The organism is Moraxella bovis (assembly GCF_002014975.1).
GTDB lineage: Bacteria > Pseudomonadota > Gammaproteobacteria > Pseudomonadales > Moraxellaceae > Moraxella > Moraxella bovis.
This window is the reverse complement of the sequence record NZ_MUXV01000022.1, coordinates 176,767-189,902: the sequence shown is the minus strand read 5'-3', so window position 1 is coordinate 189,902 and position 13,136 is coordinate 176,767. Positions and strand designations below refer to the sequence as shown.

Genomic DNA, 13,136 nt, shown 5'->3' with positions numbered 1-13,136 from the left:
TAAAAGAACAGTTCGCCCAAGTGGAACAAAAAATCCGTGACCACAGCGAACGTGTAGAACAAGCCTTTATGAAATTAAAAGGTAAAGCCGTTAAGGGTTGATTGGGCAGATTAATCCATTAAGAGGGTAGATTTATATTTACTCTCTTTACTCCAATCTCAAATTAAAATAGGGCGTGTTGAATATTGGTATTTGCCATGAAAAATGAGAAAAATCGCACGTTTTTCAAGAAAAAAACTTGAGACTGATGGTTGTTCTATCAAGCAAGTTTTTATTATGAAAAACAATCCGACCACTTAACTAGGTAAATTTTTAAGAATTTTAACCTAATTTTTTAAATTAAGTGGTCGGATAGCCATTTTTCATGCAAAAATTGATTTAAAACGTTAAATTTCATCTTGTTTTTATAAAATGTTATCAATGTTCAACATGCCCTAAGCATTTAGCAAGGCTGTTTTTAAAATTTTGACACGGCTCATGATATGGTTTTCTTATAAAATTGTTGCATTATTGTTCTTTTTTAAATGATTTGTAAAGCCACTATCGCATTTATGATGATTTTAACGTAGAATATTTTTTATGTTAATTATTTTGATTAAAATCAATATCAGTCTTTTTTAATTTAATCCGTCAATTTTTAATTGACACATGAGTAAGGAGTTTTTATGAACCCGATCGACCATTTACAAACCATCGTTACCCCCAAAGTCCTATCCTTGATTGGCGAGCATGGTGGCGATGACACTGCCAAAAGAAATGCATTGACAGGATTGTTTGGGCTGTTTGGCGTCAATCTTGCCAACCCCGACATCGCCTCCCGAGTGCAAGCACTGACTCCTGAACAGCTCGAAGATGGCAACCATGTTCTAAATACTGTCGTCCAAGACACGCAAGGCACCACTCAAGTGAGTACCCTAAATAACGAGCTTGCTACTGAGCATGGATTGTCACATACCACCACAGAAGCCTTAACTAACGCTGCCGCACCACTCATCGTGCACGAACTGAACACCTTAGCAGGTTCAAACTCTCTTTCCATTTTCTTGCAAGAAAAAGCAGATGATTTTGCTGGATTTTTGCCTAATTGGGCAGAAAAATTACTGCCAGCAGGACTACTGACAGGTACTGGTGCCTTGGGTGCAACGTCGTTGGCAGGCATTACCGCCGATGCCACAAGCATACCTACGACACCAGTTACACCAACCACCGAAAAAGTCTCAGACCCTGCTACCGCCCATGTAAATGGTCAAGTACAGCCCATTAAAAAAGAAGAAGGCAGCTTTATGAAAGCCCTACTACCCATCATCGGCTTGGTGATTTTTGCAGGGTTAGCATGGCTCTTATTGCGTGGTTGCCAAGAGAAGCCAGCCCCTGTGGCGACACCTGTCACACCCCCTGCCGAGACTGCCCCTGCTGCTGGTGCCGTCGCAGACCTAGCCCCTGCCACGCTTAACTTTGCCACCGATGAGACAGGTCAAGGCATCTACTCTTGCCGTGGCGAAGCAGGCAGTGAAGGCGTTTTTGCTAATATTCGCACCGCCCTATCAGGCGTGTTCGGTGTCGCCGATGACAAATGTCAGCTCAATGTCAGCTCGAACGTGGCAGATAGCTTGCCTGCTGGCGAACACCTAGAAGGTATTTTCAAACTCATGAAAGGCGTGCCAAATTCTAGTGTCAGCATTAGCGACAAAACCATCCGCTTTAACGCGGCTAACGCCGATGACATCACCAAACTCATCGATGGCACCAAAGCACTCGTTCCTGCCGACTTTGTGGTCGAAGCCGAGCCACAACTTGACGTTGCTAGTGCGGTGAGCAACAGCATTAACACCGCCAAAAATACCATCTCAGGTCTGACCGACACAGCAACCGCCGATGACCTAGTGCGTGCATTGAACCTACAAATCATCAACTTTGCCAATGATTCAAGTGAGATTCCTGCTGAAAATAAAGAAATCCTTGACCTGGCAGCCACCAAACTTGCTAAGTTGCCTGACGCCAGACTAACCATCACCGGTCACACCGACAGCAATGCTTCACATGAATACAACAAAACTTTGTCCGAGCAACGTGCCAAAGCCGTTCATGACTACCTAGTCTCTAAGGGCGTGCCTGATGAGCGTTTGGACATCTTTGGGGCAAGTTTTGACCACCCTGTAGCAACCAACGCCACCGAGCAAGGTCGCTTCCAAAACCGTCGTATCGAGTTCACACTCATCCAAGACGGCGAGCAAATCGCTGCTGTTGGCAATGCACCGACCAGTCCTGCTACTGCCGTAGAAGAAGCACAACAAGCCCCTGCTGATAAGACAGCCGAGACAGCAGAGCCTACTACTGACACAGCACCAGAGTCAGCGGATGCCTCTGCCGAGAGCAAATAATCGGTTTTAGCAAAAACGTGGTAAAATAAAAGCCCAACATGTCATTCATGTTGGGCTTTTATGTTTATTTTAAGAATACCAAATCATGCCTATCGTTGTCCTATTTAACAAACCCTACAATGTCCACAGCCAGTTTCGTAAAGACCATGACCAGATGATGACCCTTGCCGACTATTTTGATGACAAAAGTCTGCGTGTGGCAGGACGCTTGGACAAAGACAGCGAAGGTCTGCTCATTCTCACCGATAACGGCACGCTCAACCATTTCATTACCACACCACCCACGCACGGCAAAGCCAAATCATGGGGCAAGACTTATCTGGCGCAAGTAGAACACACCCCAACCGCTGACCAACTTCACGCCCTGCGTACAGGCATAACCCTAAAAGACGGTAAAACTCTGCCTGCCCATATCCTACACCTAGATGATGACAACCTACCCATTGACGTGTGGGACAGGCATCCGCCCATTCGTGAGCGTAAAAATATCCCCACCGCATGGCTTATGATGACTATCTTTGAGGGCAAAAACCGCCAAATCCGCCGTATGACTGCCCATGTCGGTCTGCCCTGCCTAAGACTCATCCGCTTACAAATCGGCAGTGATAAGCTCGGCTGGCATGTTGGTGACTTAGCCGTCGGTCAAAGCAGACACATTCACATCAGCCATGACGAGCTAACACAAATACTTCGGGGCTGATTGGGCAACTCGCTATCTAAGACTTTATGATTTGAGCCATTTATCAAAAACAAGCCACCCTTTTTCTTGATAGTCTGCCGTACGCACCGACACACTCTCATGCCGTGTTGGCGTGCCACAGGTCACGGTAAAGGTGCGAAGTTCATCACGGCGAAAGGCATGCACCACCACGCTGTCGGCATGGGTCAGTGCTGATTTTATGCCCGCACCACTGGCACGAATGCCATCTATTGCGATGATGACATCGCCCATCGACAGCCCTGCACCACTGGCGATACTGCCACGGTGTAGGTGCTTGATTTTAAGACCATCGGCATTCTCATCCACGCTCATGCCCCATGCCGTTTCTGTCTGCTGACTGTCTAATACCGCCCCGAACTCGCCCATGAGTGACACAAGGGGTAGCTCATCTGTACCCACGACATAGCTATGATAAAAGTCCTGCCATGCGTCCGCCCCCATCATAGAGCTGATGACATCGCTAAGATTCTCATCGGTCATGCCAAACCGTTTATCATCGCTCTGTTTGGATTTGTCATAAAAGGATTTGACGACATCAAACAGGCGGTATCTATCCCCTGAATGCTTTAACAAACTCAAATCCAAACACAACGCCACGAGCGCCCCTTTGTTATAATAACTCACGCTCTGATTGGCGGTGTTCTCATCAGGGCGATACAGCTTTATCCATGTATCGAAGCTCGACTCCGCCACGCTTTGGTGTCTGCGACCGTCTGTCTTATAATAGCGGTTGATTTGGGCGGTGATGAGTTTAAAATAACTTGCCCTATCAATTACGCCTGAGACCAATAACATCAAATCATCCAAATAACTGGTAAAACCTTCAAATACCCACAACAAGGGCGTGTAGGCTTCTGTTTGTAAATCACTGTCCATCATCACATCAGGACGCACCGACTTGACCCACCACGCATGAAAATACTCATGGCTACATAGCCCCAAAAACCGCTGATAAGACTCGCTTGGCACATCAGACTCACCCACAGGCAAATCGGTGCGTGGCGTGATAAGGGCGGTTGAGTTGATATGTTCTAACCCACCATAATCACTGCCTGTTACCATCGTCATAAAGGTATAGTCAGTAAAAGGCACATCACCTAGCAGGTCAGCATAGCTTTGGCAAATCTTTTGTACATCTGCCGACAACCTTGTCAAATCAGCACGGTGTCGCCCTGCGATAAAAAAGCGATGAGCCACCCCTTTGTCCGCCACCTGCACCGTAAAGTCAAACAGTGACTGCACCCCAAATTCAAAGGGATAATCATAATATTCAAAGGCTTCTTTAGGAGCGAGTGAATACCCCACCCCCTGTTCATGCTCACGCACGACATGGGGCAGACCGCAGGCGAGCGATGAGCCTTGATTTTTTGCCAAAAAACTCTGTGGCACATGCAAATGCACACAAGCAGACGCTCGTTCATTATCTGACACCATCAAAAGAAGCGATGTAAAATTGCCAAACAGTCGGTTGTCATCGACAAATGCCGTCCGCACCGACAAATCATGGCAGTACACTTCATAATGCACCGTTATCCGCCCCGCCTGCCCGATGTCGGCAAATTCATAACGGTTTTTGGCACTTTTGCTTGCCCGATACGCCCGCCCTGCTTCATCATAGGCGATGACTTTAGTGATGTTCTTGCTAAACTCACGCACCAAATAACTGCCTGCTATCCAAGTCGGTAGCCACAAACTAAGCCCATCATCAGAGCGTTGAATGTCCGCCACATCAAAGCTCATGATGACATCAATCAAATGCTCATGACATCGGGTAAAGTCAAGCACATAATGAATGGCGATGTCCTGCTCGCTGTTCGTCTTTGGTAAATTAGAGGTTGTATTTAGGTGTGTCATTGTATTTACCTTATTAAACTCATCAAAATTGGTGTTGTTGTTTAAAAATATTTCAAAATTGTAAATGCAAGAGATAACAAACATTGTTAAACAACATATTATCAACTGACACCATTATAACAAAATTGATTTAAATCTGCTTTAATCGACTTTTAAAAGATTTTTGTAACCAATGCCCAACATTTGCCAAAACTTTGCTATAATAGCCCTTGATTATCGGTAGTGACACCCCATTTACTGATAAACATTTTTCACTTTTACAGGAAAATTTCATGTCAATGATTGCAAATGACACCGTTGTACGATTCAACTACACCCTAACCAACAGCGACGGCGACGTGCTTGATAAATCAAATGGCAGACCGCTTGCCTACTTGCACGGTCACCACAACATCATCCCTGGTCTTGAGGCCCAAATGGAAGGCAAAGGTGCAGGTGATAAGTTTACCGTGACTGTTGCCCCCGAAGATGCTTATGGCGAGTACCTTAGCGAGGCTGTCCAAGAAGTGCCACGGGCAAATTTTCAAGGTGTTGACAACATCGAAGTTGGCATGCAGTTCCAATCACAAACTGACGACGGTCATGTCATGCTTGTGACTGTCAAAGACGTGAATGATGACGTGGTGGTCGTGGATGGCAACCATCCGCTTGCTGGTGTGACTTTGACATTTGATGTTGAGGTGGTTGATGTGCGTGAAGCCACTGCCGATGAGATTGCTCACGGTCATGCACACGGTGTGGGCGGTCATCATCACTGATTGAGTCATTATTTACAAAACCCAAATATATGTTTGGGTTTTTTGTTTTTTTAAAGGATTATAATAAGTATTTTTCAATAAAGATAATTCTAAAAACTGGACGTACAGGAGCGAACATAATACCCAAAAATCAAGACATTACATAAGGCAAATTGCAATTTTCCCACAAATCCATCCAAAAATATCATCAATTAGCGATATAAAATTTTTACCAAAGGTCTTTTTATGAAACGCTTAACCTCTCTATTTATCATCACCGTCCTACTAAGTGCTTGTTCTGCCATGCCCGATAGCACAGCTACCCATTCCACCGCTCAAGCCCAAACCACAAATGTCTCTCACGGATTACAGCCTAATACTACAAGCCAGCTTAACCAAGAATGGCAACTGACCGCCGTACAAGGCGTGGATTATCAAGGCAGACCTGTCGCCACACTTGATTTGACCGACCCTGCCAAAGCCAGTGGTCATGCAGGGTGTAACACCCTAATGTTTGGCATCAGCAACATCCATGATGACACCTTTCACATCAGCTCGGTGGCGTCCACTCGCATGGCATGCCCTGACATGAGATTAGAGCAGATACTGGGGCAAGTCTTACCCACGCTCACGCATTATAAAGTCAGTGCTACCGACCTGATACTCTCTAACAGTCAGGGTCAAGCGTTATACTTTAAAGTGGTAGAATAACTCAATATTGGCAAAATGTTAAGATGACCGTTAAGTCATTTTATCATCAAAACCACACGCTTTAGAACGCCTTGTGCTACAATACACCAAGCCATCGCTTGTATCAATAGCACAAGGACAGCCATGACCACATTTTTTAAAGCCAAACCTGCCCCCACTCACACCGATGACACGCTCTATCCGCACATTTTTCGTCCGCTGGATTTGGGCTTTACCACCCTAAAAAACCGCATGGTCATGGGGTCGATGCACACAGGGCTCGAAGATAGGTTTTTTAATTATGGTAAGCTCGCCCGCTATTTTGAAGAGCGTGCCAAGGGCAGTGTTGCCCTGATTATCACAGGCGGTATCTCGCCCAACCGTGAAGGCTGGCTCACCCCCTTTGGCGGAACGCTCAACCGCACCGCCGACATCATTCATCACGCCCGAGTAACCCGAGCGGTACATAAGCATGACACCAAAATTCTCTTACAAATCCTACACAGCGGACGTTATGGCTATCAGCCCTTTGTGGTCGCCCCAAGCCCCATCAAGTCGCCCATTTCTCCCTTTAAGCCCCGCCCAATGTCCGCCAAAAACATCAAGGCAACCATAGACGACTACGTCCACACCGCCAAACTTGCCAAAAAAGCAGGTTATGACGGCGTGGAAATCATGGGCTCCGAAGGCTATCTTATCAACCAATTCTTATCCGCTCGCACCAACCAACGCACCGATGATTATGGCGGTAGCTTAGAAAACCGAGCCCGATTTGCCCTAGACATCGTCAAGGCGATTCGTGGGGCGGTTGGTGCTGATTTTATCATCAGTTTTCGCTTGTCTATGCTCGAGCTCGTTGAAGACGGTGCGGTCATGGCAGACGTCATCAATCTCGCCACGTGGTTGGAGTTGGCAGGGGTCACGCTCATTAACACCGGTATCGGCTGGCATGAGGCTCGTATCCCCACCATCGTAACAAGCGTGCCACGAGCGGTGTTTGTACGGTTTAGCCAAGCGGTCAAAGACGCCATTAATATCCCTGTCATCGGAGCGAACCGCATAAATATGCCTGACACGGCAGAGGCGATGTTGGCAAATGGGCAAGTGGATTTGGTGCAAATGGCACGCCCCTTTTTGGCGGACGGTGCGTGGGTGCAAAAAGCCCAAACTGGCAACGCTCATCTCATTAATACCTGTATCGGCTGTAATCAAGCCTGCCTTGACCACACTTTCGCTGGCGAACGAGCGACTTGTTTGGTCAACCCACGAGCGTGTTTTGAGAGCGAATACGACATTCGCCCCACCAAAAAAGCTAAAAAAATCGCTGTCATCGGGGGTGGTGTCGCTGGCATGACGGTTGCCGTCACCGCAAGCGAACGTGGACATGACGTGACCATCTTTGAGCGTAACAGCACACTTGGCGGTCAGTTTAATTTTGCCAAAGTTATCCCTGGTAAAGAAGAATTTTTTGAGACCATTCGCTACTATCGCAATATGATAGAAAAATTAAACATAAAAGTTCAATTAAGTCATGATGTTAGCGATGAATTTTTAAAAAATAGCGACTTTGACGACATTGTCATCGCCACAGGGGTCGTGCCACGCAAAGTGCGATTTGACGGCACTGATTTGCCACAGGTTATGACCTATGCCGAACTGCTCTCGGGGCAAAAGGTCGCCGGTGAGCGAGTGGCGGTACTGGGGGCAGGCGGTATCGGCTTTGACGTAGCAGAATTTTTGGCACATAGGGGCGTGATTGCCAAAGACGTGCATGACCCCACTTATCGCCCCACCGCCCAAAGCCCTGATGAGTTTTTTGCTCAATGGGGCGTAAACCCCGAGCCACACTATGACAGCCAAGGCGGACTTACCAAACCTGCTCCCACGCCAAGCCACCGCCAGATTTATCTACTCCAACGCAGTGAAGGCAAACTCGGCAAAGGACTCAATAAAACCACCGGCTGGGTACATAAAGCAGTCATCAAGCAAGCCGGCGTTATCCAAATATCAGGGGCAACGTACGACAAAATCACCGATGAAGGCTTATGGATAACGGTCAATGGACAAGCCCAACTGCTCCGTGTGGACAGTGTGGTGCTGTGCGTGGGGCAAGAGTCGGTCAATCATCTCATGCCAAAACTGGGCGACACCCCCAAAGCCCACTACCACATCATTGGCGGAGCAAAAAATGCCGAGCGCCTAGACGCCAAACGAGCGATTAGAGAAGGGTTTTTGCTTGGTATTCATTTATAAAGGCAAGTTGATAAAAATCGGGTAAGCCTACACTTACCCGATTGCCGTTTATTTAACCCGAATAAACGCCACATCAATGTCTTGTTTTGGCACAAAGTTATTTTCAATCACTTCAAATTTTCCCTGCCCCACTTTTTTCACTTTGCCTCTACCTGCCCAACAAAACGACATAATCTCATTGCTATCACGCTCGACAGTGAGTTTAAACCGCTCAATCGGCTTTGCCCAGTTTGCCCCCGTGGTCAGCAAATAGCCCAACGCCGAATAAGACAAAGGGTGCGTGCCTGCTTTTTTATCCAAGTTTTGCCGAGTGGCTTTATCCAAACAAAAATTACTGTCTAGACTTTCATCGAAAAAGACACCGCCACCCACCATGGGGCGATAGCTGTGGTTAATGCGAGTGACAGTATTGGCTTTAAATGTTTGTGTCCATTCATAGATTGCCTGCGACTTCCAATGCGTGTCTTGTTCGGTGATAAGACGATATAGCGTTGGGTGCTTGCAGGCTCGGATTTTGGCGTATATATTGGGCAAACTTTCATCATAATTGACATGATGATACGCAGACAAAATCTCTTTATCCGAAAAACCGCATTGCCTAAACGCATCCGTTACATCAAGCTCTGATTGCTCATCATGTCCTTTATATAAAAAGGCTCTCACGTGCATTTTTGGGGTAATGGCTTTGCCGTTCGCCCACACCTTAAAGCTGTTAAGTGTCTCCTCTGTGTCCGCAAAATCCCCATCGTGTTGAATGCTCATCTTTGGCAAGGGAAACAGCACCGTTTGGCAAATGTCTTTATTGGTTAGGTTTTTAAATTCGTACGCCACCTTGATGATGTCTTTGCTGATGTACAAATCCTCGCTTTTCATGGCGATATTGGGATTTTTGATGTACCACACCCCGCCTACGCCCACATAGCCCGCGCTGTCGTTGGCGTGGACTGTGATACTTACAATAATAGTGCCAATAGGGAAAATTTAAAACGTTTCATGATTTATCCTAATAATCCTAAAAAAGGTGTATAATTATCTTGCTATCTTTTAATATCTTTGTCAAGCTTATCAAGGTCAAAAATATGTCAAATTACACCTTTAACCGCACTTTTCCCCATACCCGCCTACGCCGTTTGCGTGTCTCGGACGGCATTCGTGAGATGGTCGCCGAAACTCATCTAAAACCCTGCCATCTCATCGCCCCTGTGTTTGTCATCGAAGGGCAAAACCAACGCCAAGCCATCACAAGCATGCCAAATATCGAGCGATTATCCATTGATCTACTCATCAGGCATTGTAAAGAGCTGTATGAGACGGGCGTGCGAATGGTGGATATTTTCCCCGTGATTGACCCTACCCTAAAATCGCCCAATGGTGATAATGCCTATGACGCAGATACCCTCGCCGTGCGTGCCGTCTCTGCCATCAAGGACGCCTGCCCCGAGCTTATCGTCATGACTGATGTCGCCCTAGACCCCTACACCACGCACGGTCAAGACGGCATTATTGATGAGTCAGGCTATGTGGTCAACGACATCACCACCGAAGCACTCATCAAACAAACACTTGCCCACGCTCGGGCAGGGGCGGACGTCATCTCGCCATCGGACATGATGGACGGTCGCATTCGTGCCATGCGTGATGCCCTAGAAGCAGACGGTTTTGTCAATACTGCCATCATGGCATATTCCGCCAAATACGCCTCCGCCTACTATGGACCTTTTCGTGATGCGGTCGGCTCATCAGGCAACCTAAAAGGACACAAAAAACAATACCAAATGAACCCTGCCAACCGAGCCGAAGCCTTACATGAAGTCGCCCTTGACATCTCCGAGGGGGCGGACATGGTCATGGTAAAACCCGGTCAGCCCTATCTGGACGTGGTGCGTGAAGTTAAAGACAATTTTGGCGTACCAACCTTTGCCTATCAAGTCTCGGGTGAGTATGCCATGCACATGGCGGCCATTCAAAACGGCTGGCTCACCGAAGCGGTGATTTTGGAGAGCCTTATTGGATTTAGACGGGCAGGCTGTGATGGAATATTAAGCTATTTTGCCCTACCTGCTGGGCGAATGCTTGCCGAGATTTAAAAGTTTGCTGACTTTATGATTTTATGCCACTTTTTATGTTTAAAGTGGCATTTTACTTCATTCTCAATTTTACATAAACACTTGATTTATCAAGACAAACCCATTCGCTCTTGATAGCACATGGATTTTAAAAAACAATCCTAAAATCCAAATCAATGATGAGCCAACGCATCCACAGGGTTGAGCCTTGACGCATTACGAGCAGGCAAAAAGCCAAACACAATACCGATGGGCGTTGAGCAGACAAAGACAACCACGATAGATAGGGGCGAGTAAATCACACCCACGCTGTCGCCCCCAAATTTATTGACAAGACTGCCCACACCAAAGACAAGTAAAATCCCTAAGACACCGCCCAAGATACACACCAGCACCGCTTCTATCAAAAACTGCCCCAAAATATCCGACTGCCTTGCCCCAACCGCCATACGCACGCCAATCTCGCTGGTGCGTTCGGTGACGGACACAAGCATGATGTTCATCACGCCAATACCACCCACGATGAGCGAGATAATCGCAATGGACGAGATGAGTAGGGTCATGGCGGTGGTGGTAGACTGCACCGTTTCTTTGATACTGTCGGTGTTCATGATGTTAAAATCGTCCGTGCCGTACCGTGATTTGATAAGCTCAGAAATGGCAGTCTCGGCAATGGCGGACGGCGTGTCATCATCTATGAGTACAACAAAACGGTCAATGTAGCTGGTGCCAAGCATGCGATACATGATGGTAGTGTCAGGCATATAGACGGTGGGCGAGTTACTGGTGCGGGCAAAGGACGATGTTTTTCAGACAACACGCCCACGATACGAGCAGGGACGTTGCCGATGAGCAGGGTTTGCCCGATGGGATTGCCTTCGTTATTAAAATACGTCTTATAGGCGTTTTGGTCGATGATGACATCCTGACTGGCACTGCTGATACTCTCATCATCAAAGCCTTGCCCTATGCTTAGAACTTCGCCTGTTACCGACAAATAATCTTTACCAACGCCATTAATCGTCCCCGTGGCATCGATGTTTTCAAAGCGGATACTCATGTTTTATTGACCATGGGGCTTGCCGACAAGGCATAAGGCTGATCGGCAACGGCTTGGGCGTCCGCCACGGTGAGATTATCTCGTCCGAACCGCCGTCTGGCATCGCCAAAGGGATAGCCGTTCATTACGGTAATGGTGTTGGCGCCTAGCGCATTGATGTCAGCTAGGATTTTGGCTTGCGAGCCTTGCCCAAGCCCCGCGATAGACACCACAGAGGCGATACCGATGATAATCCCAAGCATGGTTAAAAGCGTTCGCATTTTATGGGCTTTCATGGCATAGATAGACATTTTAAAGGCTTCTTTTAGGCGGTTTATCACGCCAAATAGGGCGTTTTTTGAGCCGGGGGTAGGCTCGACCCCTGCCAACGTGGTGTCAAACTGCTGCTGGGTATTGCCAATGATGTTAAAGCGAGCAGGCATTCCTGCACTTACGTTTACCACGTCCGCCTCGCTAATTTGGGCGTTAATGCGGATACGGCTAAGATCGGCAAGCCTGACAATGGTCGGGGCGGACTGCATGGCGTTCACCGTTGTGCCTTCTTTTTGGGTAACGGAAACGACCGTACCGTCCATAGGGGCGACAATGGTGGTGTAGCTTAAATCTTCGGTGGCGGTGGATAGGTCATTTTGGGCTTTGTTAATGCTGGCTCGCTGGCTTTGGATATTCGCCTGTGCGGTGGCAACGTCATTTTTGGCGTTTTGCACACCTGCCCTTGCCACGTCCACGTTGGCACGAGCGACCTCGACCGCACTTTGGGCATCGTCATAATCTTGGCGACTGATTGCATCAATTTTTAAAAGGCTCTCCAAGCGAGCAAAGGACTGTTCGGCTTTTTTAAGTTCGGCAAGGCGTGCTTGTAAGGTGGCTTCTGAGCTTGCCACATTGCCTTGACTGGACGCCAGATTTGCTTGGGCTTGGGCAAGGCTCGCTTGGGCTTGTTGTAGATTGGCACCTGCATTGGAGACGGTGTTTTTTGTTCTACTTGGTTGATTTGGGCGATTAGGTCGCCTTTTTTGACTTCATCGCCCACGTCCACATACAGCTTGACAATCCGCCCTGACACCTAAGCCCCCACGTCCACGCTGTAAATAGGCTTGACCTTGCCTGATGCCATGACCGTGTTTTCAATGTCGCCCATGACCGCATCGGCGTTTAGGTAGGATGTGGGGTTTCTTTGGGTTTAAAGAAATAATAGGCAAGGATAATAAGTACAATGGCAATAATAAGCCATTTTAGGGGGAATTTGGATTTTTTGGCGGTGGACATGGGTCTTTCCAAAAAAATAGCAGAATGGAGATTAATTTTAAAAAATTGGTATTTTTAAAAATGGGTAAATTGTTAGGGTGTGTTGAACTTTGGTATTTGCAATGA

The 13,136-nt window shown here is 47.3% G+C and carries 8 protein-coding genes and 2 pseudogenes; 6 read left to right on the top strand and 4 right to left on the bottom strand.

Annotated elements, in window-relative coordinates:
* Positions 1-665: 665 nt before the first annotated feature.
* Both B0182_RS05915 and B0182_RS05910 read left to right on the top strand, forming a co-directional pair.
* The gene (locus B0182_RS05915; protein ID WP_078274020.1) at positions 666-2,381 is read left to right on the top strand and encodes an OmpA family protein; all 1,716 of its coding nucleotides are present in this window, start codon (positions 666-668) and stop codon (positions 2,379-2,381) included.
* An 85-nt stretch (positions 2,382-2,466) separates the two neighbouring features.
* The gene (locus tag B0182_RS05910; protein ID WP_078274019.1) at positions 2,467-3,081 is read left to right on the top strand and encodes a pseudouridine synthase; all 615 of its coding nucleotides are present in this window, start codon (positions 2,467-2,469) and stop codon (positions 3,079-3,081) included.
* A gap of 24 nt (positions 3,082-3,105) precedes the next feature.
* Here the strand turns inward: B0182_RS05910 and B0182_RS05905 are convergent, their stop codons facing one another.
* On the bottom strand, positions 3,106-4,956 hold the full coding sequence (locus B0182_RS05905) for a M61 family metallopeptidase (protein ID WP_158079643.1): 1,851 nt from the start codon (positions 4,954-4,956) through the stop codon (positions 3,106-3,108).
* A 272-nt stretch (positions 4,957-5,228) separates the two neighbouring features.
* Here B0182_RS05905 and B0182_RS05900 point away from each other — a divergent pair, with 272 nt between their 5' ends.
* The 3 genes from B0182_RS05900 to B0182_RS05890 all read left to right on the top strand — a co-directional run bounded on the left by B0182_RS05900 (position 5,229) and on the right by B0182_RS05890 (position 8,636).
* Positions 5,229-5,714, top strand: coding sequence for an FKBP-type peptidyl-prolyl cis-trans isomerase (locus B0182_RS05900; protein ID WP_078274018.1), 486 nt, complete (start codon positions 5,229-5,231; stop codon positions 5,712-5,714).
* A gap of 225 nt (positions 5,715-5,939) precedes the next feature.
* The gene (locus B0182_RS05895) at positions 5,940-6,404 is read left to right on the top strand and encodes an META domain-containing protein (protein WP_078274017.1); all 465 of its coding nucleotides are present in this window, start codon (positions 5,940-5,942) and stop codon (positions 6,402-6,404) included.
* A gap of 123 nt (positions 6,405-6,527) precedes the next feature.
* Positions 6,528-8,636 carry an NADPH-dependent 2,4-dienoyl-CoA reductase gene (locus B0182_RS05890; protein ID WP_078274016.1) on the top strand — a complete coding sequence of 703 codons (2,109 nt, stop codon included), beginning with the start codon at positions 6,528-6,530 and terminating at the stop codon, positions 8,634-8,636.
* A gap of 48 nt (positions 8,637-8,684) precedes the next feature.
* Here the strand turns inward: B0182_RS05890 and B0182_RS05885 are convergent, their stop codons facing one another.
* Positions 8,685-9,554: a DUF4424 family protein gene (locus B0182_RS05885; RefSeq protein ID WP_244893650.1), complete on the bottom strand. Its 870-nt coding sequence runs from the start codon at positions 9,552-9,554 to the stop codon at positions 8,685-8,687.
* A gap of 161 nt (positions 9,555-9,715) precedes the next feature.
* On the opposite strand from B0182_RS05885, the gene hemB reads away from it, so the two are divergent.
* Positions 9,716-10,723 carry a porphobilinogen synthase gene (gene hemB, locus B0182_RS05880; RefSeq protein WP_078274032.1) on the top strand — a complete coding sequence of 336 codons (1,008 nt, stop codon included), beginning with the start codon at positions 9,716-9,718 and terminating at the stop codon, positions 10,721-10,723.
* Between the two features lie 152 nt (positions 10,724-10,875).
* On the opposite strand, the pseudogene B0182_RS14825 reads toward hemB, so the two are convergent.
* Together B0182_RS14825 and B0182_RS15405 are read right to left on the bottom strand one after the other, a co-directional pair.
* Positions 10,876-12,100, bottom strand: a pseudogene (locus tag B0182_RS14825) (ABC transporter permease); the annotation flags it as partial.
* Positions 12,101-12,508: 408 nt separating this feature from the next.
* A pseudogene (locus B0182_RS15405) lies at positions 12,509-12,667 on the bottom strand (hypothetical protein); the annotation flags it as partial.
* Positions 12,668-13,136: the final 469 nt, after the last annotated feature.

Bases quoted from the DNA above. Each gene is read 5' to 3' on its own strand.
- B0182_RS05900 (WP_078274018.1), top strand. From the start codon at position 5,229: ATGTCAATGATTGCAAATGACACCGTTGTACGATTCAACTACACCCTA.
- hemB (WP_078274032.1), top strand. From the start codon at position 9,716: ATGTCAAATTACACCTTTAACCGCACTTTTCCCCATACCCGCCTACGC.
- B0182_RS05890 (WP_078274016.1), top strand. From the start codon at position 6,528: ATGACCACATTTTTTAAAGCCAAACCTGCCCCCACTCACACCGATGAC.
- B0182_RS05905 (WP_158079643.1), bottom strand. From the start codon at position 4,956: ATGACACACCTAAATACAACCTCTAATTTACCAAAGACGAACAGCGAG.
- B0182_RS05910 (WP_078274019.1), top strand. From the start codon at position 2,467: ATGCCTATCGTTGTCCTATTTAACAAACCCTACAATGTCCACAGCCAG.
- B0182_RS05895 (WP_078274017.1), top strand. From the start codon at position 5,940: ATGAAACGCTTAACCTCTCTATTTATCATCACCGTCCTACTAAGTGCT.
- B0182_RS05915 (WP_078274020.1), top strand. From the start codon at position 666: ATGAACCCGATCGACCATTTACAAACCATCGTTACCCCCAAAGTCCTA.